The organism is Rhizobium sp. PP-CC-3G-465, assembly GCF_004343445.1.
Classification (GTDB): domain Bacteria; phylum Pseudomonadota; class Alphaproteobacteria; order Rhizobiales; family Rhizobiaceae; genus Ferranicluibacter; species Ferranicluibacter rubi.
The window spans coordinates 2,500,917-2,525,239 of the sequence record NZ_SLYH01000001.1 but is presented as its reverse complement, the minus strand read 5'-3'; the positions used below and the strand labels follow the sequence as shown (position 1 = coordinate 2,525,239).

Sequence of the window (24,323 nt, the reverse complement as noted above, 5' to 3'; positions counted from 1 at the left end):
GCCGTGTCTCCAGGGGAGCACCCGGCACCGATGAGCACGCCCGCCACCTACCTCCGCATCGTCAGGATCGGCTGGGTTCTCGTGCGCGAGGGCGTCGTCACGGCCATACCGCCGGAGAACCTGCCGCCCTTCGCCCGGTTCGCCCAGAAGCTCGCGGGCCTTGTGGAGCGCCGCCGCGCCCAGTTCGAGGAGCGCAGCGACCGCCTGTCGCGGGCCATCGGCCGGCTCGGGCCGTCCTATGTGAAGATCGGGCAGTTCCTCGCCACCCGTCCGGATGTGGTGGGCGCGGAATTCGCGGCCGACCTCGCCTTTCTTCAGGATCGCATGGCGACCTTCCCGGTCACCGAGGCCTATGCCGCCGTCGAGGGGTCACTCGGCCGGTCGGTCGCGGATCTCTACAGCCGCATCGACGATCCGATCGCCGCCGCCTCCATCGCGCAGGTCCATCCGGGCTGGGTGATACGCGACGGGCGGGAGGAAAAGGTCGCGATCAAGGTAATCCGGCCCGGCATCCGCCAGCGCTTCGCCCATGATCTCGAAGCCATGTATCTCGTCGCCCGCCTGCAGGAGCGCTTCCTGCCCCACACGCGGCGCCTGCGCCCGGTGGAGGTGACGAAGACGCTGGAGCAGACGACCAAGGTCGAGATGGATCTGCGGCTCGAAGCCGCAGCCCTCTCCGAAATCGCCGAGAACACCGCCAACGACGAAGGCTTTCGCGTGCCCCGCGTCGATTGGGAGCGCACGGGCCGCGACGTCGTCACCATGGAGTGGATCGACGGCACCCGCATGGCCGATGTGGACGCGCTGCGCGCCGCCGGCCACGACCTCAACAAGCTGGCGGAAACGCTGATCCAGTCCTTCCTCCGCCACACGCTGCGCGATGGCTTCTTCCATGCCGACATGCACCAGGGCAATTTGCTGGTCGATCCCGCGGGCATGATCGTCGCCGTCGATTTCGGCATCGTCGGGCGCCTTGGCAAGAAGGAGCGGCGGTTCCTGGCCGAAATTCTCTTCGGCTTCATCACCCGCGATTACCGCCGCGTGGCGGACGTGCATTTCGAGGCCGGTTACGTGCCCTCGCATCACGATGTCGCGAGTTTCGCCCAGGCCATCCGCGCCATCGGCGAGCCGATCCACGGCCAGCCGGCAGAAACCATCTCCATGGCAAAGCTTCTCACCCTTCTGTTCGAGGTCACCGAACTCTTCGACATGGAGACGCGCCCCGAGCTGGTGATGCTGCAAAAGACGATGGTCGTCGTCGAGGGTGTGTCCCGCTCGCTCAACCCGCGCTTCAACATGTGGAAGGCCTCCGAACCCGTGGTCGGCGCTTGGATTCGCGACAATCTGGGCCCGAAACGCGTGGTGACTGACCTCAAGGACGGCTTGCATGCCGCTTTGCGCCTTGCGGAAGCCGCCCCGGAGATCGTCGCCAAGACCGAACGCTTCTCGCGCGATCTGACCGAAATGGCCGAGCACGGCCTGAAATTCGATGCGCAGACGGCGGAAGCCATCGGTCGTGCCGAAGCCCGCCACACCCGCTCCGGCCGCGCCGCCCTCTGGGTGATTGCCGCGCTGCTGGCCATCATCGTCATCAAGATCCTCTGACGATACGACGTTTCCGGATATTCCCGCGTTGCAAGGGCATGTCCGGGAACGCGGAATTCGCCGACATGACAGAGATGTAATCCGGCACGACTTCAATTCACCGCAGTCACGGCTTAACTGGGGAGTGAAGACATGTTCCGGAGACCGGCCTGAATGGCGGAAGCCTATCCCAAGATCGTCGAGCCCCGCTCGCCCGAAAGCCTGCCACAGGGGCAGCCGGAGAAGACACCGCCGCAAGCTCCGACAGCGAAGGCAAAGCCGCGTCGTCGCAAGGGCCGCGTTTTCCTGCTCGCAGGGCTGCTGGCGATCCTCGGCATCGGTGGCTGGTACGGGTGGAAGACCTACAATGCGGCCGGCGTCACGCAAGCCGTGGTGACTGAAGCCGTTACGCGCGGCGATATCGAAAACAGCGTCACCGCCTCCGGGCTCCTCAGCCCCATCCGCGATGTGGATGTCGGTGCGCAGGTGTCGGGCCAGCTGAAAAGCCTCAAGGTCGATGTCGGCGATATGGTGACGCAGGGCCAGCTGATCGCCGAGATCGACAGCGCCTCCATCGAGACCCAGATCGAGATCGCCGAGGCCGAGCTTGCCAATCTCGATGCCCAGATGACCGACAAGAAGGCGCAGGTGGTGCTGGCCGCCGCCAATCTCACCCGCCAGCGCAGCCTCGTTGCCGGCAACAGCGCCGCCCAGTCCGCCCTCGACGAGGCGGTCGCGGCCCTCGCCACGGCCGAGGCTAATGTCGCCGCCCTTGAAGCGCAGGTCCGCAAACAGCAGGCGACGCTCAAGGATGCGCGCATCAGCCTTGGCTATACCAAGATCTACGCGCCGCTCGCCGGCACCATCGTCGAGGTCGTCGCCAAGGAAGGCCAGACGTTGAACGCCAACCAGTCGGCGCCCACCATCGTCACGGTGGCGGATCTCGATACGATGACGGTCGAGGCCGAGGTCTCGGAGGCCGATATCGGCAAGCTGACGATCGGCATGGAGGCATACTTCACGCTTCTCGGCCAGCCGGGCGAGCGCTATGCCGGCACGCTCCGGCAGATCAAGCCGACCCCCTCGACCGAAAACAACGTCGTCCTCTATTACGCCCTCTTCGACGTGCCCAATCCCGATCGCCGCCTGATGATGAACATGACGGCGCAGGTCTTCTTCGTGCAGTCCCGGGCAACCAAGGTGCTGACCATCCCGGTCGCAGCGCTGCGCCTGCGCGAGGGCGGCAAGCGGTCGGAAGTTGCCGTCGTGTCGGGCGATGGCGGCCAAGAGGTGCGCACGGTCGAGCCCGGCATCCGCAACCGGGTCCGCGTGGAGATCCGCAGCGGCCTCTCCGAAGGCGACAAGGTCGTGGTCGGCTCCGGCACGGACGGCCGCGCCTCCAATGCCCAGCGCGCTGCAACCCGGACACGCGGCGGACCGCCGCCGATGTTCTGAGGTCAATCGCCATGACCCCCCTGATCTCGCTCAAGGACATCCGCAAGACCTTCATGACTGGCGATGTTCCCGTGGACGCCCTGCGCGGCGTCTCGCTCGACATCGAGCCGGGTGAATTCGTCGCGATCGTCGGCCAGTCCGGGTCCGGCAAGTCGACGTTGATGAACATTCTCGGCTGCCTCGACCAGCCGACGGGCGGTGCCTACCATCTGGATGGCGAGGACGTCGCGGGTTTTGATGCCGACCAGCTGGCAGAGCGCCGCCGCCAGATGTTCGGCTTCGTGTTCCAGAGCTACAACCTCGTGGCGACGTCGACGGCGCGCGAAAACGTCGAGATCCCTGCGATCTATGCCGGTGTCTCCGCGAAACTGCGCGAGGCGCGGTCACGCGAGCTTCTGGAGGCGCTGCGGCTCGGGGATCGCATGGACCACCTGCCGAGCCAGCTTTCGGGCGGCCAGCAGCAGCGCGTCTCCATCGCCCGCGCCCTCATGAACGGCGGCCAGATCATTCTGGCCGACGAGCCTACCGGCGCGCTCGACAGCCAGAGCGGCAAGGACGTCATGGCGACGTTGCGGCGCATGAACGAGGACGGCCATACCGTCATCATCATCACCCATGCGCCCGATCTCGCCGAATCGGCCGACCGCGTCATCGAGATCCGCGATGGCCTGATCGTCGCCGATCGCCTGCCGCGCCGCATCACGCGGCCTGTTCGCCCCGCGTCCCGCGTCTTTGCGACCCAGGCCGGCAACGCCGCCTTGTTTTCCGATGTGGCGGAAGCCGTGCGCATGTCGTTCCGGGCGCTTCGGGCGAACTTCTTCCGCACGGTGCTGACGCTTCTCGGCATCGTCATCGGCGTTAGCTCCGTCGTCGCCATGCTCGCCATCGGCACAGGCGCGCAGGATCAGGTTCTGAGCCGCATCGCCGCCATGGGCTCGGACCTGCTCGTCATCCGGCCCAATATGGCGAACTTCCGCGGCGGGGAGGGCGGCAGCATCGTCTCGCTCGTGCCGGCCGATGCGGATGCGATCCTGGAGCTGCCGAACATCTCGTTTGCCGTGCCGGAAATGTCGAGTTCGCTGACCGTTCGCGCCGGCAATCTGGACACGCAGACGACGGTCAACGGCACGGTGCCGCAGTTTCCCGAGGCAAAGACCTGGGCGCTCGCCGAAGGCGCCTTCATCGCGCCGGCCGATATGCAGAGCTATGCCGCCGTCGCCGTGCTGGGCAAGACGGTCGCCGATACGCTGTTTCCCGATGGCGCCGATCCGCTCGGGCAGTACATCCTCATCAAGAACATCCCTTTTCAGGTCATCGGCATCATGGCGGCCAAGGGCGCGACCGCCGGCGGCAACGATCAGGACGATACGGTGCTGGTGCCACTCTCGACCGGCAATCTCCGTCTTTTCGGCGCCCGCAACGTCCGCTCCATCACCGTGCAGGTGAAGGACGACAGCGCCATCAACATCACGCAGGACCAGATCCAGGCCCTGCTCGACGAGCGCCACCAGCGCCAGGATACCCAGATCGCCAATCTCGCCGCCATCCGGGAGACCTTCACCGAGACCTCCAATATCCTGAAAGTGTTTCTCGGCTCGATCGCTGCGATCTCGCTGCTGGTCGGCGGCATCGGCGTCATGAACATCATGCTGGTCAGCGTGACCGAACGCACGCGGGAGATCGGCATCCGCATGGCGACCGGCGCGCGTGGCCGCGATATCCTCACCCAGTTCATCGTCGAGGCGCTGGTGGTCTCGGCGCTGGGCGGCCTCATCGGCGTCGGTCTCGGCCTGTCGATCGGGGCGATCGCGCAGGCCTTCGGCGTGCCCGTCAGTTTCTCCGCCGGGCCGGTTCTCCTGGCCTTTGCCAGTGCCTTTGTCACCGGTCTTGTGTTTGGCTATCTCCCGGCGCATAACGCGTCGCGCCTTCAGCCGGCCGTTGCCCTCTCGGCGCCTTAAGGCAGGGCTTCTGCAAGAAAATCTCGTTCGGGATGGAACCGAACGCCATTCCGATACTTTCACCCTGTCTGATCTTTTTATTGAACTTCCGGAATTCCTCTATGCCCGACCGGTCGCGCCGAGTCTTTCTCCGCGAGAGCACTGCTGATGCCCACGCGGCGCTCGATGACATGATCGGCGCTTTCGACAGTCTGTCCTCCTACAAGACATATCTGCGTGGCATGAGCGCCTTCCGCATTCCCGTCGAGGCGATGCTCGCCGGACGGATCTGGCCGGACGATCTCTCCCTCTGGTCGGAGCAGGCTTTCGGCGCGCTCATCCGGGCCGATCTCGCCGATCTCGACATCCACCCCGACGAGGCGGTGCCCGTGCCGCCGATCGGTGGTGCACGGGAGGACATGCTCGGCATGCTCTATGTGCTCGAGGGTTCGGCGCTGGGTGCCCGGCTTCTCTACCGCCGCGCCCAGGCACTGGGGCTGCGGGCAGACTTCGGTGCTCGCCATCTTGCGGCACAGGCGGAAAAGAGCGACCGTTGGTCGCGCTTCCTGCACCTCCTGGAATCGGACGACGCCATCGAGATCGATCGCGTTGCAAGCGCCTCCAGAGCCACGTTCACGGTCGCGGAAACGGCCTTCCGGAGAGCTTTCCATGCTGCCGAATGATCTGACGACTGTCCAGAACACGCCGGCGGCAGGCCGCATGGTGAAGCCGGGCGAGCCGATCGACCTGACCAATTGCGACCGCGAGCCGATCCATATCCCCGGCAGCATCCAGTCGCATGGCTGCCTGCTCGCCTGCGACGCGCGTGCCGGCATGGTGCTGCGCCATTCCGCCAATGCGCCGGATGTTCTGGGTCTGGAGGGCGAGGTCAACGGCCAGCCGCTGGAAGCGCTGATCGGCTACGAGGCGACGCATACCCTGCGCAATGCCGTGGCGGCCCTGCGCGACGGTAGCCGACCGGCGCTGCTGTCGGCCCTGACGCTTGCGAACGGCGCTTACGACGTTTCCATCCATCTCAACAAGGCCACCGTCATCATCGAGTTCGAGCCGGCGACGGACGGGCAGCCGTTGCAGCTGGCGCGCACGCTGATCGGCCGCATCACCGATATCGACGACGTCGATCAGCTCCTGCGCCAGTCGGCCCGCCTCATCCGCGGCATGCTCGGCTACGACCGTGTGATGATCTACGCGTTCGAGCAGGACGGTGCCGGCAAGGTGGTGACCGAAGCCAAGCGCGGCGATCTTGAAAGCTTCCTCGGGCAGTATTTCCCGGCAAGCGATATTCCGCAGCAGGCGCGCACGCTTTACCTGCAGAACACCATCCGCATCATCGGCGACGCCAGCGGCACCCGTATTCCGCTGGTTCCGGAAATCGACGTCTCCGGCGAAGCGCTCGACATGTCGCTCGCGCATCTGCGCAGCGTCTCACCGATCCATTGCGAGTATCTGCGCAACATGGGCGTCGCCGCCTCCATGTCGATCTCCATCATCGTCGATGGCAAGCTTTGGGGCCTCATCGCCTGCCATCACTACCAGCCGCGAATCCTGCCCATGGCGCAGCGCGTGGCGGCCGAAATGTTCGGCGAGTTCTTCTCCCTCCATCTGCATGCGCTGAAGCAGAAGCAGAAGCTCGTCACCACCAACCGCGCCCGCGCCTCGCTCGATCGCTTCCTGCGCATGGCCTCGCACCACGCCGACATGGGCGAGCTGCTGCGCGATCATCTCTCGCACTTCACCTCGCTCATGGCCTGTGACGGCATCGGGCTCTGGATGAACGGGACGTGGACGACCTTCGGGTCGGCGCCGCCGGCCAGCGCTGTGCCGGCGATCCTTCGGCTCATGGGGTCCGTCGTTGCCGGCCAGGTCTGGGCGACGCATGCCATGGCGCAGCGCCTGCCGGAGGCCGAGACCTTCCGCGAGCAGGCCGCGGGCGTGCTGGCCGTGCCGCTGACCCAGCTGCATCGCGACTATTTGTTCTTCTTCCGCAAGGAATTCGTACAGACGCTGAACTGGGGCGGCGACCCCAACAAGTCCTATGAGAGCGGCCCCTTGGGCGAGCGCCTGACCCCGCGCAAGAGCTTTGCGATCTGGAAGGAAACCGTGCAGCTCCAGGCCCAGCCCTGGACGGAAGGCGATCGCGAGATCGCCGAGGTGACACGCGCGGCCCTCGTGGAAATCGGCCTGCGACACAGCGAGTTGATGGCCGAGGAGCGCAGTCGCGCCGACGTGCGCCAGCGCATGCTGAACGAGGAGTTGAACCACCGGGTCAAGAACATTCTCGCTCTGATCAAGTCGCTCGTCAGCCAGCCGGTCGGCGACGGCCGCAGTCTCACCGAATACGTGACCTCCCTGAAGGGCCGCATTCAGGCGCTCTCCTTCGCCCATGATCAGGTCGTGCGCGGCGATGGCGGCGGCATGCTGTCGGATCTGCTCGATGCGGAGCTGAGCCCCTATCGCAACACGGCCAATGCCATCGACCTCACGGGACCGCCCGTGCTGCTCAACTCGCGCGCCTTCTCCGTCATGGCGCTGGTGCTGCACGAGCTGTCGACCAATGCGGCCAAGTACGGCGCCCTGTCCCGGCCGGGGGGCGCTCTGTCGGTCAGCTGGCGCCTGACGCAGGCCGGCGATTGCGAGATCGCCTGGCGCGAAAGCGGCGGCCCGGCCGTCCTCCCGCCCACACGCACCGGCTTCGGCAGCGCGCTGATCGACCGCAGCGTTCCCTTCGATCTCGACGGCCGCAGCACCGTGACCTACGCCCCCGGCGGGGTGGAGGCGGATTTCATGCTGCCGGCCAAGCACGTTTCCCTGTCGGATCAGGGCGAGGACCGCAGCATTGCGGCCGGACCGGATGCGTCCACAGCGGGTGCCGATCTCGATCCGGACCTCCGCGTGCTGCTCGTGGAAGACCAGATGCTGATCGCCATGGATGTCGAGGGCATGCTGTCCGATCATGGCATCCAGAAGGTCCTGACGGCGGCCTCGGCCGACGAGGCGCTGGCCAAGCTTGCCACCTTCAAGCCGGACGTGGCGATCCTCGACGTCAACCTCGGCACCGGCACCTCCATCGAAGTCGCAGCCGAGCTGACGCGCCGGGATATTCCGTTCCTGTTTGCCACCGGCTACGGCAACATGTCGCCCATCCCCAGCGGCTTTGCCGATGTGCCGGTGGTGCGAAAGCCCTATGAGCGCGAGGCGCTGGTGCACACGATGAGCACCTTGCTGAAGTCGTAAATCGCCGTGCCGCGTCGATCGGGAATTCGCCACCGCTGCATTCCGGTTCCGCGTCGCATGGGCTAGGGTCGTGCATCGATCATGCCGCAGCGGTGGTTTCATGCCTGTATCCCAGTCCCAGCCCGAGAAATTGCCCGACAGCCTGTCCGGCAAGCGCATTCTCCTCATCATCTCCGGCGGCATCGCGGCCTATAAGAGCCTCGACCTGATCCGCCGGCTCAGGGAGCGTGGCGCAAGCGTCCGCCCGGTCATGACGGCAGGCGCGCAGGCCTTCATCACCCCGCTTGCCGTGGGTGCGTTGGCGGCCGACAAGGTCTTTACCGAGCTTTTCTCCCGCGAGGACGAGCAGGATGTCGGGCATATCCGCCTGGCGCGGGAATGCGATCTCGTTCTGGTCGCGCCGGCGACCGCCAACATCATGGCGAAGATGGCGCAGGGGCTGACGGACGATCTCGCCTCCACCATTCTGCTCGCCACCGACCGGCCGGTGCTTCTGGCACCCGCCATGAACCCGAAGATGTGGTCGCATCCCGCCACCCGCCGCAATCGCCAAACCCTTGCCGGCGACGGCATCGCCTTCGTCGGTCCGGGCCTTGGCGAAATGGCGGAGAGCGGCGAGCGCGGCGAGGGCCGCATGGCCGAGCCGCTCGAGATCGTCGCCGCCGTGGAAGCGCGCCTTTCGGCAACACGGCCGACATCGGGGCCGAGCGGCCCGCTCTCCGGACGCCGTGCCATCGTCACCTCGGGCCCGACCCACGAGCCGATCGACCCGGTGCGCTACATCGCCAACCGCTCTTCCGGCCGGCAGGGCCACGCCATCGCGGCGGCGCTTTCGCGTCTCGGGGCGGAGGTCACGCTCGTCTCCGGCCCGGTGACGCTGGCCGATCCCAAGGGCGTCACGGTCGTTCGCGTGCAGACGGCGGTGGAAATGCGGGATGCGGTACTGGCCGCCTTGCCCGCCGATATCGCCGTGATGGTCGCAGCGGTGGCCGACTGGCGGGTCGCCGATGTCTCCGGGGCCAAGATCAAGAAGGTGCCGGGCGAGGGCCCGCCGCCGCTGCAGCTGACGGAGAACCCGGATATCCTGAAGACGGTCGGTCATCATCCGCAGCGCCCGCGCCTCGTCGTCGGCTTTGCGGCGGAAACGGATGATACGGTTGATAACGGCCGCTTGAAGCTCGCCCGCAAGGGCGCCGATTTCATCGTTGCGAACGATGTTTCCGCCGGTAGCGGCGTCGAGGGCGGCGTCATGGGGGGCACGCGCAACCGCGTCACCGTCATCGGACGCGACAGCGAGGAAAGCTGGCCGGAACTCGACAAGGACATGGTCGCCGAAAGGCTCGCGGGCCTGATCGCCTCGAGATTGGACTAGCGGAGCGCCCGCTTCGCCTCGATCTCCGGATCGAGGTGGAAGATCCGCATGTCGATGCCGTTCTCGCCAAGCACGACGGCCGTTCCCTCGGGGATCTCCACCCAGGCATCGTCGTCGTCGTTGAGCGGTTCGGAGACGAGGCAGTATCCGCCCTGCGGCCCCATCGGCGCGGCGTAGAGCGTGGGCGCGAACCGGTCGGACGCATAGCGCACGGCATAGAGGTCGATCCCGTCGGAAAAGGCAGCGGTGAACCGCACCAGAACCTCGTGCTTCATATGCTCCGCCAACCGCTCGACGAAGGACAGTGTCTCCGCCATCGCGCCCAAGGGGTCGCGGTCGAGGCCGAACTGCAAGGCCATCAGGAACAGCAACTCGCTGTCGGTCGTGCCGGTGCGCGCCGTGTAGAGCGCATCGTCCAGCATGGCCTCCATCGGCCGGCGTAGATGCTCGAAGCCGCCGATCTGGCCGTTGTGCATGAACGACCAACGGCCATGGACGAAGGGGTGGCAATTGTCGCGGCGCGTGCCGCCGCCGGTCGCGGCCCGGACATGGGCGAGAAACAGGGGCGAGCGGATCTGGCGGGCGATGCTCTTCAGATTGCAGTCCGACCAGGCCGGCAGGATGTCGCGGTAGCGGCCGGGCTCGGGATGGTCGCCGTACCAGGCGATGCCGAACCCGTCGCCGTTGGTGGCGGTCTTTGCCCGCGTGGCGCAGTGCGACTGCTCGATCAGCGAATGCGCCGGCGAGGACACGAGGTCCTCCAGATAGATCGGCTCTCCGCGATAGGCTGCCCATCGGCACATGCTGCTGAAACTCCTTGCCAGATGTATGTGCCGGGCCAGATGTCTGTGCCGGATCGATCGGCGGTCGCGAATCGGATGCCTGGACGTCGTTAACCATAAGCCTTGGCGATCTTCCGGCGGAAGATGGTAAAAATGCGTTAACATTCGTCTGTGCTCTTTGGGCGACAGTCGGCATTTGGAACGGGTGTTCTATCATTCTCGTCTCCGAGGCGTTACGATCCCGATGCGTTACGATGGGAGCGCGGGACACGAGGATGACTGCATGATGCCGGATGCCGAGAGCGCGCGGGATGTCGAAGGTGAGGAGGACGCAGCCGCGACGCTCGCCGCCGTGCCGCAGGATTTCGATGCGCTGAAGGCGGTCATTCTGGAGCGCAAGGCGCAACTGCCCAAGCGCCTGCGCCAGGTGGCGGCCTATGCGCTCGATCAGCCCGACGAGATCGCCTTCGGCACGGCCGCAAGCATCGCTGCCGCTGCCGACGTGCAGCCCTCGACGCTCGTTCGCTTCGCCCAGCATTTCGGCTTCGAGGGTTTTTCGAGCCTGCAGCAGATCTTTCGGGCCCGGCTGCGGGAGCGCAATCCGGGCTATGAGGAGCGCCTGCGCGCGCTGGGTGACAATGGTCACAGCCGGCTGGAAAGCGGCGCGATCTTCAACGGTTTCGTCGCCGCCGCCCACCGCTCGCTCGACAATATCGCCGGCTCGGTCGATCCCGTAGCCTTCGAGCAGGCGGTCGATATCCTGGCCAAGGCCGACACCATCTTCCTCATCGCCAAGCGCCGGTCCTATCCGATCTCCGGCTACATGGCCTATGCCTTCGGCAAGCTGAAGATCCGCTACCAGATGGTCGGCACGGCCGCCGGCATCGATGACGATATTCTGGCACTTGCCGGGCGGCGGGATGCAGCCTTCGCCGTCAGCTTCTCGCCCTATACGTCCGAAAGCATCCATCAGGCCCGCCTTCTGGCAAACCGCAAGGTGCCGGTGGTGTCGCTGACCGACAGCGCGTTTTCGCCGCTGGTCGAATCCTCCAAGGTCTGGTTCGAGATCGTCGAGGCTGATCATGCGGGCTTTCGCTCGCTGTCGGCCAGCATGGCCTTCGCCATGGCCCTGACGGTCGCCGTTGCCGAAAAGCGACGTCGTGGCCCCCTTGCTTCGAATATGGCTGTTACAGATATGGAATGAAAATTCTATATTGACGGAGCGGCGGAATTTATGTTTCATGGGGCTCCATTCGAAAACGAAAAAGACCACACGCCGCATGTCGGGAGGATAGGAACGTTGACCGGGATCAGCCAGAGGGATGCGGCACGGCCGCTCGACATCATCACCATCGGTCGCGCCTCGGTCGATCTCTACGGCCAGCAGATCGGAACGCGGCTGGAGGACGTGGCAAGCTTTGCCAAGTCCGTCGGCGGCTGCCCCACCAATATCGCGGTCGGCACCGCCAGGCTCGGGCTGAAGTCGGCACTGCTCACCCGCGTCGGCAAGGAGCAGATGGGCCGTTTCATCGTGGAGCAGCTGACCCGCGAAGGCGTGGAAACGAAGGGCATCGTCACGGACCCCGAGCGTCTGACCGCCCTTGCGATCCTCGCCGTCGAAAACGATCACTCGTTTCCGCTGCTGTTCTACCGCGACAACTGTGCCGATAACGCGCTCTGCGAAGACGATATCGACGAAGCGTTCATTCGGTCTTCCCGCGCGATCCTCGTCTCGGGCACGCATTTTTCCCGGCCGAATACCGATGCTGCGCAGCGCAAGGCGATCCGCATTGCCAAGGCTGCCGGCGTCAAGATCGCCTTCGACATCGACTACCGGCCGAACCTGTGGGGCTTGGCCGGGCATGACGCCGGCGACAACCGCTATATCGCTTCCGCCCATGTCTCGGCGCATCTGAAGACGGTGCTTGCCGATTGCGACCTGATCGTCGGCACGGAAGAGGAAGTGCTGATCGCGTCCGGCGAAAGCGACCTTCTCGCCGCCCTGAAAACCATTCGCGCGCAGTCCACAGCGACGATCGTGCTTAAGCGCGGCCCCATGGGCTGCATCGTCTATGACGGCGAGATTTCGAACGATCTGGAAGACGGCATCATCGGGAAAGGCTTCCCGATCGAGGTCTACAATGTTCTGGGAGCGGGCGATGCCTTCATGTCCGGCTTTCTGCGCGGCTGGCTGGCCGGTGAGCCGCATGCGACGTCGGCGACCTGGGCCAATGCCTGCGGCGCCTTCGCCGTCTCGCGGCTGCTCTGTGCGCCGGAAATTCCGACCTGGACGGAGCTTCAGTTCTTTCTGGAGAACGGCAGCAAGGAACATGCGCTGCGCAAGGACGAGGCGATCAACCACGTGCACTGGGCGACCACCCGCCGCCGCGAGATCCCGAGCCTGATGGCGCTTGCCATCGATCACCGCAGCCAGCTGGAGGATATGGCCGGCGACGACACGGAGAAGCTTGCCCGCATCCCCGCCTTCAAGGTCCTCGCCGTCAAGGCCGCGGCAAAGATCGCCGATGGCCGACCGGGCTTCGGCATGCTGATCGACGATAAATACGGTCGCGACGCGCTGTACGCGGCCGGCGCGCTCAAGGATTTCTGGGTGGCAAAGCCGATCGAGCTGCCGGGTTCGCGCCCGCTGCAGTTCGAGTTCAGCCAGGATCTCGGCAGCCGTCTCATCGACTGGCCGGTCGACCATTGCATCAAGGTGCTGAGCTTCTACCATCCGGACGATCCGGCCGAGATGAAGGCGACCCAGATTGCCAAGCTGCGCAGCGCCTTCGAGGCGGCCCGCAAGGTCGGTCGCGAAATCCTGATCGAGATCATCGCCGGCAAGCATGGCACGCTGGACGACACGACCATTCCGCGGGCGCTGAACGAACTTTACGACGCCGGGCTGAAGCCCGACTGGTGGAAGCTTGAGCCGCAGGCAAGCCGCAGCGCCTGGAGCGCCATCGACGATGTCATCGAGACGCGCGATCCGCTTTGCCGCGGTGTGGTTCTGCTCGGTCTCGAAGCCTCCTACGAGGCGCTGAAGGACGGCTTTGCCGCCGCCCGCACCTCGCGTCAGGTCCGCGGCTTTGCCGTGGGACGGACGATCTTCGTGGATGCCGCGCGCCGCTGGCTGGCGGGCGAGATCGACGATGCCACGGCGATCGACGACATGGCGCGGCGTTTCAAGCAACTGGTCGATCTCTGGGTCGGCCTCGCCGATACCAAGGCGGCCTGAGCGGTTGCGGCCGTTCTGGCCGATGACGATGAAGACAAGCACCGTCCGGACGGGCGGCAAGGACAGGCAGGCGCAAAACCTGCGGCGTGAGGAGACCTTGAGATCATGAACCAGCAAGCCCCCATCGCATCGGACAACGCCGGGAAAGCCGGAACCGTGCGGCTGACCATGGCGCAGGCCGTGGCGCGCTTCATGACGCGGCAGATGACGGTGATCGACGGCGAGACCGTGCCGATCTTCGGCGGCGTCTTCGCGATCTTCGGCCACGGCAATGTCGCCGGCATGGGCGAGGCGTTGCACGGCATCAAGGACACGCTGCCGACCTACCGCGCCCAGAACGAACAGGGCATGGCCAATGCGGCGATCGCCTTTGCCAAGGCGAGCTTCCGCCGCCGCTTCATGGCCTGCACCACCTCCATCGGCCCCGGCGCACTGAACATGGTGACGTCGGCAGCACTCGCCCATGTCAACCGGCTTCCGGTTCTGCTCCTGCCCGGCGATGTCTTCGCCAATCGCCGGCCGGACCCGGTGCTGCAGCAGATCGAGGACTTCGGCGACGGCAGCATGACCGTCAACGACTGCTTCCGCCCGGTCTCGCGCTATTTCGACCGCATCACGCGGCCCGAGCAGATCATCCCGGCGCTGCGCCGCGCCATGCAGGTGCTGACCGACCCCGCCGATTGCGGCCCGGTGACGCTGGCGCTCTGCCAGGACGTGCAGGCCGAGGCCTATGATTATCCCGAGAGCTTCTTTGCCGAAAAGGTCTGGCTGCCGCGGAAAGCCCGTCCCGATACGCAAGAGCGTCTGGCCGCTTCCACGGCAATAGCCGCGGCGAAGAAGCCGATCATCATCGCCGGCGGCGGCGTGCTCTATAGCGAGGCGAGTGCGGCGCTGGCCGCCTTTGCCGAAAAGCACGGCATCCCCGTGGTCGAGACGCAGGCCGGCAAGTCCTCGCTGCCCGACAGCCACCCGCTCAACATGGGCTCGGTCGGCGTCACCGGCACATCGGCGGCCAATACGCTGGCCGAAGAGGCGGATCTCGTGCTCGCGGTCGGCACCCGCCTGCAGGATTTCACCACCGGCTCCTGGTCGCTGTTCAAGAATGACGGCTTGAAGATCGTCGGCCTCAACGTGCAGTCCTTCGACGCTGCCAAGCATGAATCCCTGCCTCTCGTCTGCGATGCCGCAACCGGGCTTGCCGAACTGTCGGCAGACCTCGGATCCTATCACGCGGACAGCGCCTGGGGAGACAAGGCCGGCACGCTGAAGAGCGAATGGCAGGCGGCAGCCGAGACAGTGCTTGCCGCCACCAATGTGGCGCTTCCCTCCGATGCGCAGGTCATCGGCGCGGTGATGCGGGCTCGCAAGGGAGACACCACGCTGGTCTGCGCGGCGGGCGGTCTTCCCGGCGAACTGCACAAGCTCTGGCGGGCGGAAAAGCCCGGCAGCTACCACATGGAATACGGCTTCTCGACCATGGGCTACGAGATCGCCGGTGGCCTTGGCGTGAAGCTGGCAAAGCCTGACAGCGATGTCATCGTGATGGTCGGCGACGGTAGCTACATGATGCTGAACGCCGAGATCGCCTCCTCCATCATGCTCGGCGCCAAGATCACCATCGTGCTTCTCGACAATGCCGGCTATGGCTGCATCAACCGGCTGCAGATGGCGACCGGCGGGGCGAACTTCAACAATCTGCTGCGCGACACCCACCACGTCGAGCTGCCCACGATCGATTTCGCGGCCCACGCCGCCGCCATGGGTGCGGTGACGCGCAAGGTCGCCTCGCTCACTGAACTCGAAACGGCGCTCGTCGAAACGGCCGGGGAAATCCGCACGACCGTCATCGTCATCGACACAGATCCGCTGATCACCACCGATGCCGGTGGCCACTGGTGGGATGTCGCGGTGCCCGAGGTCTCCGAGCGCGATGCCGTCGGCGAGGCGCGCCGGGCTTACGAGCGGGCGCTTGCCGCCCAGCGCGTCGGCTGATCCATCTTCATCGTTCCACCCCTCACAGAGACAAGATCATGATCCGCTACGGAACCAACCCGATCGCCTGGAGCAATGACGACGATCAGACGATCGGCGCCCATCTCTCGCTCGAAGACTGCCTGTCCGATTGCCAGAAGATCGGCTTCGACGGCATCGAGAAGGGACACAAGATGCCGACAGACCCTGAGGCGCTGAAGGCGAAGCTTGCCGAATACGACCTCGTCTTCGTCTCCGGCTGGCACTCGACCCATCTTCTGACCCATGACGTCGAGACCGAGAAACGCGCGATCCAGTCGCATCTCGATCTGCTCAAGGCCAACGGCTGCAAGGTCTGCATCGTCTGCGAGACGTCGAACGCCATCCACGGCAATGATGCGACCTCGCTGGTGGCCGACAAGCCGGTGCTGCCCGACGACCAGTGGGAAAAATTCGGCGCCGATATCGAGGCGATCGCGCAATATTGCGCCGATCAGGGCATCGATCTCGTCTACCACCACCACATGGGCACGATCGTCCAGACCGGGCCCGAGATCGACCGGCTGATGGAGACGACGGGGCCGGCGACCAAGCTGCTGCTCGACACCGGCCACGCCTGGTTCGGCGGCTCGGACCCGGCGGAGCTCGCGGCCAAATACATGCACCGCGTCCGCCACATCCACGCGAAAAACGTCCGCCGCGAAGTCCGGAAGGATGTGGAGGAGAACGGCCTGTCCTTCCTCGAAGGCGTGCGCCGCGGCGTCTTCACCGTGCCGGGCGACGAGGAGGGCGGCGTCGATTTCGTGCCCGTCCTGAAGATTGCTGCCGAGCATGGCTATGATGGCTGGCTGGTGATCGAGGCGGAACAGGACAGCGCCATCCGCATTCCCTTCGAATACCAGTCGCTCGGGTTCAAATCGCTCAAGGCCTTTGCGAAAGAGGCGGGGCTGGATCAGCGCTGATCTGACGTTGGCGATGGCCCCTCATCCGCCTGCCGGCACCTTCTCCCCGCTTGGCGGGGCGAAGGGACTTGGGGCACGTCCCCTCGCCCCGCCCAGCGGGGAGAGGGTTAGGGTGAGGGGCAGAGCCGGTCTCCACACGCATCACGATCCTTCGTGCAATCATAGGACATCACTATGCCGAACCTCCTCGTCAAGCCGCAGGGCACTCACGGTCTCGTCCATGACATCACGCCGGAGAGCGCCGGCTGGACCTATGTCGGCTTTGCGCTGCACCGGCTGGCTGCCGGGGAAGCGACGTCCGGTGAAACGGGCGAGCGGGAGGTCTGCCTCGTTCTCGTCGCCGGCAAGGCGCGGGTGACGGTGAATAGCGAGGATTTCGGCGAGCTGGGTGAGCGGATGACGCCGTTCGAGGGCGCGCCTTTCTCGGTCTACGTGCCCCGCGGCGCCACTTACACGGTGACGGCGACGACGGATCTCGAGCTCGGCGTCTGCTCGGCGCCGGGGGGCAAGGGGTTCGAGGCGCAGGTCATCCGGCCGGAGCGGCACCCGCAGATGACGCGTGGCAAGGGCACCAACACCCGCTACGTCACCAATATCATGCCGGAGGATGACGGGGCGGCGCAGTCGCTGCTGGTGGTCGAGGTCATCACGCCGGGCGGCCACACCTCGTCCTATCCGCCGCACAAGCATGACGAGGACAACCTGCCGGCCGAAAGCTTCCTCGAGGAAACCTATTATCACCGCCTCAACCCGTCGCAGGGCTTCGCCATGCAGCGCGTCTATACCGACGACCGCTCGCTGGACGAGACCATGGCGGTGGAGAATGGCGATGTCGTGCTGGTGCCCAAAGGCTACCACCCGGTCGCCGCCATCCATGGCTACGACCTCTACTATCTCAACGTCATGGCCGGGCCATCGCGGGCCTGGAAGTTCAACAATGCCAAGGAGCACGCCTGGCTTTTCACCGGCGTGTGAAGACGACCCCGCGCGTGAAAACGCCGGAGGCTTGACGATGAGGTATCGGACGGGGCACCGAAAGTTGCCGCGTAAGTTAGTTTTAGTATGACACCTTCCGGTGCCCCGTTCGGCGGTTTATGCCCGCAACTCCGGTCTCTCTGACCCCGGTTTGCCCTCGCGCGGTCGAAACCGTGAAAGGCGGAACCGAAGCTGTGTGCCGCACAGGCACGTCCGGGCCCATCCGATCCGGCGCAGAGCTGCGCCGGAACCGCCGTCCCGGAGGGAAACCATTTTCTGCGGACCCCGAGCGGCAGGGCGTGCGTCGATCCCTTGCCTCCCGGAGCCGGCCCCGCCTCGCCGGAACGCCTTCCGGTGTATCCGCGACGGAACGGAAGGATGATGGCATGCAACGGACAGAGCGGGGATGGATGAGGCCGAAAATTCTCGCAAGGCATTGATAATACAGCTGTGCCATTGTGTCGGTATCCCCGCTCGCGGCAACGCATATTTTTATGCTGAAACCGGTTCCGATTTGGGGAATGATGCTCTAACCCCAAAGGACAAGAGGCCGACATGAAGATCGATGGTGCATGCCACTGCGGACAGATCGCCTTCGAGGCGGAGATCGATCCCGATGCCGTCTCGGTCTGCCACTGCACCGATTGTCAGATATTGACGGGGACGGCCTACCGGGTCACCGTCTCCGTCCCGCGCGACCGCTTCGCGCTGACGAAGGGCGCGCCGAAGACCTATGTGAAAACGGCCGATAACGGGCACCGCCGTTTCCAGATGTTCTGTCCCGATTGCGGCTCCCCGATCTTCACGACGGGGGAGGGCGACGAAGCCGGGGAGATCGGCATCCGCTGGGGCAACATCCGCCAGCGCGGCGATCTCGCCCCGAAACGCCAGATCTGGTGCGCTTCCGCTATGCCATGGCTGGACACGGTCACGGATCTGCCGGGAAAGCCGGGAGATTGAGACGGTTCAGCGCGGTAATAGGGCTGCGCCTTGCTGTCGAAAGCCGGTGAGAGGGGGCTCGCGTACGGCGATTCGAACCCTTCGGGCGTTCGCCGTTTGCATTCTGTCTGCGATATCCTTAAGCCGAGGAGACCTTGCAAAGCGGCCCGCCACGCCCGGCATCATCGGGCCGCGTCCTATCCGAGACCGAAAGGAATGCCTGCCTTGTCTTCTCCCACGTCCGCTTCGCCTGTTCCCGCTTCTTCTTCGACCGAGACCACCTCTTCGCATCCCACGCTCGGCAAGCCCTTTTCCGCCTTCCTGTTCGACATGGATGGCACGCTCCTCAATTCCATCGCGGCGGCCGAGCGCGTCTGGGGCAAGTGGGCCCTGGCGCACGGGCTGGACCTTGCGACCTTCCTGCCCTTCATGCATGGCAAGCGCGGCATCGACACGATCACGCAGCTGAACCTGCCTGGCGTCGATCCGGCGAAGGAAGCAGCCTATATCACGCAGGCCGAGATCGACGATGTCGAAGGCGTCAAGCCGATCCCCGGTGCGCTCGAATTCCTGAAGACGCTGCCGAGCGATCGCTGGGCGATCGTCACCTCCTCTCCGCTGCCGCTGGCGAGAGCCCGCCTTGCCAAGGCCGGCATCACCGCGCCGAAATTTCTGGTGACGGCGGAAGACGTGACGCAGGGCAAGCCGGCACCGGATTGCTACCGGCTCGGTGCCGAGCGCGTCGGCTTCGATGCTGCCGACTGCCTCGTGTTCGAGGACGTTCCCGCCGGCGTCAAGGCCGGGGAAGCTGCGGGCGCCGATGTCGCAGTGGTCACCACGACGCATGAACACCCGATGGACACGACGCATCTCAAGATCTCGGGCTATGAGGGACTTGCGGTTGAGATCGCGGCCGACGGACGTCTCATGCTGGTTGAAAAGTCCGGCGCTTAAGCGGACACGACCGTCTCCAAGGGTTGTCGCGGGCACGCGGCGACCTAACTAGACCCCCATGCCAAACGATAGCCACACCCTTTTCATACCGGATCCGGACGTCACGATCAGCGCGCAAGAGCCGCTGCCAGACGTGTACCCCGACGTGTTCAGGCACATTGCCGCAGCGCCCGACGACTGGGCGCTGTTCCTCGATATCGACGGCACGCTGGTCGATCTCGCGGAGACGCCGGACGCGATCGTCGTTCCCCCGGACCTGCCCGCCACGCTCATGTCGCTCTCCCACCGTCTCGGCGGTGCGCTCGCGCTCGTCACGGGCCGAGCGCTGCATTATGCCGATGTGCTGTTCGATCCCGCGACCTTCCCGATCGCCGGTCTGCACGGGGCGGAACTGCGCGACCAGACGGGCGCGATCACACGGCCGGAGATCACGCCCGGCTTCGTGACGCTGAAGAACGACCTCGCAAAGACGGTGAAGGACTGGGACGGCGTGCTGTTCGAGGACAAGGGTGCGGCCGTCGCGCTGCACTATCGGCAGGCGCCGGAACGCTGCGCCGATGTCGAGCACATCATGCGGCGTGCTTCGGTCGCCATCGGCGGCGACTGGGGCCTGCAATTCGGCAAGATGGTCGTGGAACTCCGCCCTTCCACGGCGAGCAAGGGGGGCGCGGTCATGACCTTCCTGTCGCAGCCGCCTTTCGAAGGGCGCAAGCCGCTGGCCATCGGCGACGACGTGACCGACGAGGCCATGTTCAAGGTGGCGAACGCCGCCGGCGGCATGTCGCTGCGGGTCGGGCAGCCCGGTTCCGAGACGCAGGCGCAGGCCACGATCGGCTCGGCGGAAGCGGTGCGCAGCGCCCTGACGGCGCTGGCCCGCGCGGGCAAGGCGTGATCGGCGATATGCCTGCGGGCATGCCGGCCGACTTGCCCACGGACTGGGCGGTTTGCCCGCTGGTCTGCTGCCAGACATTCGAAAGGAAGAAATCTTGAGTCGTCTTATCGTCGTGTCCAACCGGGTGCCGGTGCCGGAAAAATCGGGCGATGCCCCGGCCGGCGGTCTTGCCGTCGCTTTGCAGGCCGCGCTCGAGGAGCATGGCGGCATCTGGATGGGCTGGTCCGGCAAATCCAGCGGGACGCGGGAGCCGGAAGCGCTCGACCTCAAGGACCGGGGCAAGATCACCTATGCCCTGACCGACCTGACCGACAAGGATGTCGAGGAGTATTACTTCGGCTTTGCCAATCGCGTGCTCTGGCCGATCTGCCATTACCGGCTGGATCTCGCCGAATACGGCCGCAAGGAAATGGCCGGCTATTTCCGCGTGAACCGCTTCTTCGCGCATCGCCTGGCGCCGATGCTGCAGCCGGACGACGTCATCTGGATCCATGACTATCACCTGATTCCGCTGGCCGCCGAACTGCGCCAGATGGGCGTGAAGAACCGCATCGGGTTCTTCCTGCACATCCCCTGGCCGCCCGCCGACGTGCTCTTCGCCATGCCGGTGCATGAGGAGATCATGCGCGGTCTGTCGCATTACGACCTCATCGGCTTCCAGACGGATCATGACCTCGAGAACTTTGCAGGCGGGCTCCGCCGCGAGGGCATCGGCAACGAGATCAAGCCGGGCCGCTACAGCGCCCACGGCCGCATCTTCAAGGGCGGCACCTATGGCATCGGCATCGAGACCGCGGCGTTTGCGAATTTTGCCCGAAAGAGCGCGTCGCATGTGATGGTGCGCAAGGCCGCCGCCAGCATCGAGGGGCGCGACCTGATCATCGGTGTGGACCGGCTGGACTATTCCAAGGGCATCACCCAGCGCATCGACGCCTTCGAGCGCTTCATCGAGGGCAATCCCGGCCAGCAGGGCAAGGTGACCTATTTGCAGGTCACGCCCAAATCCCGCTCCGAGGTGCCGGAATACGAGGCGATGCAGCGGACGGTCGCCGAACAGGCGGGACGCGTCAACGGCGCGCTCGGCACGGTCGACTGGGTGCCGATCCGCTATATCAACCGCTCGATTTCACGGCCGATCCTTGCCGGTCTCTACCGGATGGCGAAGGTGGGCCTGGTGACGCCGCTGCGCGACGGCATGAACCTCGTCGCCAAGGAATATGTCGCCGCGCAGGACCCGGAAAACCCGGGCGTGCTGGTTCTGTCGCGCTTTGCGGGGGCGGCCCGCGAGCTGGATAGCGCGCTGCTCGTCAACCCCTACGACATCGAAGGCACGGCAAACGCCATTGCACGCGCGCTGTCCATGCCGCTGCCCGAGCGGCAGGAGCGGTGGGGCAAGATGATGGATTATCTGAACGAGCACGACGTGGTGCGCTGGTGCGACGATTTCCTCAAGGACTTGGTGGCGTGAGGGAAGGCTCGACGTCGTCATGCTCGGGCTTGTCCCGAGCATCTGCTGCACGGCTCGCGAGCTGAAGGACCGTGGTGTTTGCGGGGACGACAGCAGATCCTCGGCACAAGGCCGAGGATGACGCCTCGTGAGCCGGGATGACGTTTGGCGGGAGGAGGCGTCTGTCCGCCGTCCGGTGAATATCACGCCGCCTTGGCGACGTGATATTCCTTGATCGCGACCATCTTGATCGCCTTCCAGCGATCGGCCTCGTAGTTGAGCGAGAAGCCGTCCTGCGCCAGGAACACCGGGTCGCCGTCGAGGTCGCGGGCGATGTCGCCGCGGCGGGCTGTGATGAAGCGGTCGAGTTCGGCGGGTTCGTCGGCGGAGACCCAGCGGCAGATCGAGAATCGGGCCATTTCGAACGAGACGGGCAGGCCGTATTCGCCCTGCAGCCGCTCCTTCAACACGTCGAGCTGCAGCGCCCCGACGACGCCGACGATGGCCGGTGAGCCGTCTTCGGGCGAAAACAGCTGCACGACGCCTTCCTCGGCCATCTGTTGCAGCGCTTCCTTCAGCTTCTTCGCCTTCATGGCATCCTCCAGCCGCACGCGGCGCAGGATTTCCGGCGAGAAGTTCGGCACGCCCTGGAAGACCAGCTGCTCGCCTTCTGTCAGCGTGTCGCCGATGCGCAGGGTTCCGTGGTTGGGAATGCCGACCACGTCGCCGGCATAGGCCGTATCGGCCAGCTGGCGCTGCGAGGCGAAGAAGAATTGCGGTGCGGTGAGGCCGAGCTGCTTGCCGGTGCGGGCGAGCCGCGCCTTCATGCCGCGCTCCAGCTTGCCCGAGCAGATGCGGGCGAAGGCGATGCGGTCGCGGTGGTTCGGGTCCATATTGGCCTGGATCTTGAAGACGAAGGCCGTCATCTTGTCCTCGCTCGCATGGACCGTGCGGATGTCGGCCACCTGGTCGCGCGGCGGCGGTGCGACGGCACCCAGCGCATCGATGAGGTCGCGCACGCCGTAATTGCGCAGCGCCGAGCCGAAGAAGACGGGCGTCATGTGACCTTCGAGGAAGGCCTGCCTGTCGAACGGCCGGCAGGCCTCGATGGCAAGCTCCGTTTCCTCGATGAAGGCGGCGCGTTCGTTTTCCGGCAGCCGGTCGGCGACCGCCTGCGGGCCGTTGACCTTCAGCGCCTCGACCTGCGTATCGGCGCCGCGCACCGTGTTTTCGGCGAGATAATAGGAGCCGCAGAAGGTCTTCGACCGGCCGATCGGCCAGGTGATCGGCGCCGTGTCGAGCGCCAGCTTCTCCTCGACCTCGTCCAGGATCTCGAACGGATCGCGGCTTTCCCGGTCCATCTTGTTGATGAAGGTGATGATCGGTATGTCGCGCATGCGGCAGACCTCGAACAGCTTCAGCGTTCGCGGCTCGATGCCCTTGGCGGCGTCGATCACCATCACGGCGGCGTCCACCGCCGTCAGCGTCCGATAGGTGTCGTCGGCGAAGTCCTCGTGGCCGGGCGTATCGAGAATGTTGAAGACGTTGCCGCCATATTCGAACGTCATCACCGAGGTGACGACCGAGATGCCGCGCTCCCGCTCGATCTTCATCCAGTCGGACCGCGTCTGGATGCGGTCCTTCTTCGCCTTGACCTCGCCGGCCAGCTGGATCGCGCCGCCGAACAGCAGCAGCTTTTCGGTCAGCGTGGTCTTGCCCGCGTCGGGGTGCGCGATGATCGCAAAGGTTCGGCGGCGGGAGACCGCATCGGCAAGCGTTTCAGCCATCGGGAATGTCCTGTTTTCTGGGGCTTATCTAGCGATATGACGGCCGATATGCAATTGACGCCGTTTAAACCTCTCTCGTGAAGGCGCCGCGCATGACGGACACCCCCGGTTCCATCGAAATTCCCGTCCTCGCCCTCGTCCGTCTCCCGCATGGAGAGGGGCTGGCGCTGCCGGCATATGAGACGCATGGGGCCGCGGGCATGGACCTGCGTGCGGCCGTGGCCGCGGACGAACCGCTGGTCCTGGCGCCGGGCGAGCGTGCGCTGGTGCCGACCGGCTTCGTCTTCGAGCTCCCTGACGGGTTCGAGGGGCAGGTTCGCCCGCGCTCGGGTCTCGCCTTCAAGAACGGCATTACCTGCCTCAACACGCCGGGGACGATCGACAGCGATTATCGCGGCGAGGTGAAGGTGTTGCTGATCAACCACGGTGCTGATTCCTTCACCATCACCCGCGACATGCGCATCGCCCAGATGGTCATCGCGCCGGTGACGCAGGCCCGCGTGGTCGAGGCAACCGCTTTTTCGGAAACGGTGCGTGGCGCCGGCGGCTTCGGTTCGACCGGGGTCTGACGTCAGGGCAAGGCGTCGATTTGGTAAGTCATCACAAAATTGTGCGCTGCATCATCGGCAGGATCTGCTTGACTCGAAAACATACACTCGTGTTTGTATAGCGCACGACCTGCCCTTGAATCCGTCTTCGGGCAACTGTCTGATTTTCGTTTCCTCCGGCCGACGCCATGAGATCTCATGCGCTCGCCGGTCTTTTTCGTGGGA

Annotated in this window: 18 protein-coding genes; 16 read left to right on the top strand and 2 right to left on the bottom strand. The window is 65.3% G+C overall.

All coding sequences use genetic code 11. From position 1 onward, the window contains the following. The first annotated feature begins 30 nt into the window (after window positions 1-30). From ubiB to coaBC, 6 genes are all read left to right on the top strand, one after another. Window positions 31-1,605 (top strand): 2-polyprenylphenol 6-hydroxylase, encoded by a 1,575-nt coding sequence (ubiB, locus tag C8J33_RS11985; RefSeq protein WP_132664343.1) that lies wholly within the window; start codon window positions 31-33, stop codon window positions 1,603-1,605. Between the two features lie 153 nt (window positions 1,606-1,758). Continuing rightward, window positions 1,759-3,039, top strand: a complete 1,281-nt coding sequence (locus C8J33_RS11980) for an efflux RND transporter periplasmic adaptor subunit (RefSeq protein ID WP_132664342.1) — start codon at window positions 1,759-1,761, stop codon at window positions 3,037-3,039. Window positions 3,040-3,050: 11 nt separating this feature from the next. Then, window positions 3,051-4,997 carry a MacB family efflux pump subunit gene (locus C8J33_RS11975; RefSeq protein WP_132664341.1) on the top strand — a complete coding sequence of 649 codons (1,947 nt, stop codon included), beginning with the start codon at window positions 3,051-3,053 and terminating at the stop codon, window positions 4,995-4,997. 101 nt (window positions 4,998-5,098) lie between these two features. Then, the gene (locus C8J33_RS11970) at window positions 5,099-5,659 is read left to right on the top strand and encodes a biliverdin-producing heme oxygenase (protein ID WP_132664340.1); all 561 of its coding nucleotides are present in this window, start codon (window positions 5,099-5,101) and stop codon (window positions 5,657-5,659) included. 37 nt (window positions 5,660-5,696) lie between these two features. After that, a complete protein-coding gene (locus tag C8J33_RS11965; protein ID WP_132664545.1) occupies window positions 5,697-8,231 on the top strand; it encodes an HWE histidine kinase domain-containing protein in 2,535 nt (844 codons plus the stop codon). A 100-nt stretch (window positions 8,232-8,331) separates the two neighbouring features. After that, window positions 8,332-9,603, top strand: a complete 1,272-nt coding sequence (gene coaBC, locus C8J33_RS11960) for a bifunctional phosphopantothenoylcysteine decarboxylase/phosphopantothenate--cysteine ligase CoaBC (RefSeq protein ID WP_132664339.1) — start codon at window positions 8,332-8,334, stop codon at window positions 9,601-9,603. On the opposite strand, the gene C8J33_RS11955 is transcribed toward coaBC, so the two are convergent. Then, the gene (locus C8J33_RS11955; RefSeq protein ID WP_132664338.1) at window positions 9,600-10,406 is read right to left on the bottom strand and encodes a class II glutamine amidotransferase; all 807 of its coding nucleotides are present in this window, start codon (window positions 10,404-10,406) and stop codon (window positions 9,600-9,602) included. The genes coaBC and C8J33_RS11955 overlap by 4 nt on opposite strands. A gap of 265 nt (window positions 10,407-10,671) precedes the next feature. Here C8J33_RS11955 and C8J33_RS11950 point away from each other — a divergent pair, with 265 nt between their 5' ends. The 9 genes from C8J33_RS11950 to otsA all read left to right on the top strand — a co-directional run bounded on the left by C8J33_RS11950 (window position 10,672) and on the right by otsA (window position 21,784). Continuing rightward, entirely contained in the window at window positions 10,672-11,589 is a 918-nt protein-coding gene (locus C8J33_RS11950; RefSeq protein ID WP_110800638.1) for a MurR/RpiR family transcriptional regulator, read from the top strand. A 105-nt stretch (window positions 11,590-11,694) separates the two neighbouring features. After that, complete coding sequence (locus C8J33_RS11945; protein WP_245507160.1) at window positions 11,695-13,623, top strand: bifunctional 5-dehydro-2-deoxygluconokinase/5-dehydro-2-deoxyphosphogluconate aldolase; 1,929 nt, start codon at window positions 11,695-11,697, stop codon at window positions 13,621-13,623. Window positions 13,624-13,728: 105 nt separating this feature from the next. Then, a complete protein-coding gene (gene iolD, locus C8J33_RS11940) occupies window positions 13,729-15,615 on the top strand; it encodes a 3D-(3,5/4)-trihydroxycyclohexane-1,2-dione acylhydrolase (decyclizing) (RefSeq protein ID WP_132664336.1) in 1,887 nt (628 codons plus the stop codon). A gap of 38 nt (window positions 15,616-15,653) precedes the next feature. Beyond that, window positions 15,654-16,556, top strand: a complete 903-nt coding sequence (iolE, locus tag C8J33_RS11935; protein ID WP_132664335.1) for a myo-inosose-2 dehydratase — start codon at window positions 15,654-15,656, stop codon at window positions 16,554-16,556. Window positions 16,557-16,730: 174 nt separating this feature from the next. Continuing rightward, on the top strand, window positions 16,731-17,531 hold the full coding sequence (gene iolB / locus C8J33_RS11930; RefSeq protein ID WP_132664334.1) for a 5-deoxy-glucuronate isomerase: 801 nt from the start codon (window positions 16,731-16,733) through the stop codon (window positions 17,529-17,531). 555 nt (window positions 17,532-18,086) lie between these two features. Then, a complete protein-coding gene (locus tag C8J33_RS11925; protein WP_132664333.1) occupies window positions 18,087-18,491 on the top strand; it encodes a GFA family protein in 405 nt (134 codons plus the stop codon). Window positions 18,492-18,800: 309 nt separating this feature from the next. Then, window positions 18,801-19,424, top strand: a complete 624-nt coding sequence (locus C8J33_RS11920; RefSeq protein ID WP_245420066.1) for an HAD-IA family hydrolase — start codon at window positions 18,801-18,803, stop codon at window positions 19,422-19,424. A gap of 145 nt (window positions 19,425-19,569) precedes the next feature. Continuing rightward, a complete protein-coding gene (gene otsB, locus C8J33_RS11915; protein WP_245507115.1) occupies window positions 19,570-20,316 on the top strand; it encodes a trehalose-phosphatase in 747 nt (248 codons plus the stop codon). A gap of 94 nt (window positions 20,317-20,410) precedes the next feature. Continuing rightward, window positions 20,411-21,784, top strand: a complete 1,374-nt coding sequence (gene otsA, locus C8J33_RS11910; protein ID WP_132445441.1) for an alpha,alpha-trehalose-phosphate synthase (UDP-forming) — start codon at window positions 20,411-20,413, stop codon at window positions 21,782-21,784. 182 nt (window positions 21,785-21,966) lie between these two features. On the opposite strand, the gene C8J33_RS11905 is transcribed toward otsA, so the two are convergent. Continuing rightward, the gene (locus C8J33_RS11905; RefSeq protein ID WP_110800484.1) at window positions 21,967-23,550 is read right to left on the bottom strand and encodes a peptide chain release factor 3; all 1,584 of its coding nucleotides are present in this window, start codon (window positions 23,548-23,550) and stop codon (window positions 21,967-21,969) included. A gap of 92 nt (window positions 23,551-23,642) precedes the next feature. On the opposite strand from C8J33_RS11905, the gene dut reads away from it, so the two are divergent. Further along, window positions 23,643-24,119, top strand: coding sequence for a dUTP diphosphatase (gene dut / locus C8J33_RS11900; RefSeq protein ID WP_132664331.1), 477 nt, complete (start codon window positions 23,643-23,645; stop codon window positions 24,117-24,119). Window positions 24,120-24,323: the final 204 nt, after the last annotated feature.

Excerpts from the sequence above, each read along its gene's own strand:
- C8J33_RS11980 (WP_132664342.1), top strand. The coding sequence starts at position 1,759 with ATGGCGGAAGCCTATCCCAAGATCGTCGAGCCCCGCTCGCCCGAAAGC.
- C8J33_RS11925 (WP_132664333.1), top strand. The coding sequence starts at position 18,087 with ATGAAGATCGATGGTGCATGCCACTGCGGACAGATCGCCTTCGAGGCG.
- iolE (WP_132664335.1), top strand. The coding sequence starts at position 15,654 with ATGATCCGCTACGGAACCAACCCGATCGCCTGGAGCAATGACGACGAT.
- C8J33_RS11950 (WP_110800638.1), top strand. The coding sequence starts at position 10,672 with ATGCCGGATGCCGAGAGCGCGCGGGATGTCGAAGGTGAGGAGGACGCA.
- iolB (WP_132664334.1), top strand. The coding sequence starts at position 16,731 with ATGCCGAACCTCCTCGTCAAGCCGCAGGGCACTCACGGTCTCGTCCAT.
- C8J33_RS11975 (WP_132664341.1), top strand. The coding sequence starts at position 3,051 with ATGACCCCCCTGATCTCGCTCAAGGACATCCGCAAGACCTTCATGACT.
- C8J33_RS11955 (WP_132664338.1), bottom strand. The coding sequence starts at position 10,406 with ATGTGCCGATGGGCAGCCTATCGCGGAGAGCCGATCTATCTGGAGGAC.
- C8J33_RS11920 (WP_245420066.1), top strand. The coding sequence starts at position 18,801 with ATGGATGGCACGCTCCTCAATTCCATCGCGGCGGCCGAGCGCGTCTGG.
- coaBC (WP_132664339.1), top strand. The coding sequence starts at position 8,332 with ATGCCTGTATCCCAGTCCCAGCCCGAGAAATTGCCCGACAGCCTGTCC.
- dut (WP_132664331.1), top strand. The coding sequence starts at position 23,643 with ATGACGGACACCCCCGGTTCCATCGAAATTCCCGTCCTCGCCCTCGTC.
- C8J33_RS11905 (WP_110800484.1), bottom strand. The coding sequence starts at position 23,550 with ATGGCTGAAACGCTTGCCGATGCGGTCTCCCGCCGCCGAACCTTTGCG.
- C8J33_RS11970 (WP_132664340.1), top strand. The coding sequence starts at position 5,099 with ATGCCCGACCGGTCGCGCCGAGTCTTTCTCCGCGAGAGCACTGCTGAT.
- C8J33_RS11965 (WP_132664545.1), top strand. The coding sequence starts at position 5,697 with ATGGTGAAGCCGGGCGAGCCGATCGACCTGACCAATTGCGACCGCGAG.
- iolD (WP_132664336.1), top strand. The coding sequence starts at position 13,729 with ATGAACCAGCAAGCCCCCATCGCATCGGACAACGCCGGGAAAGCCGGA.
- ubiB (WP_132664343.1), top strand. The coding sequence starts at position 31 with ATGAGCACGCCCGCCACCTACCTCCGCATCGTCAGGATCGGCTGGGTT.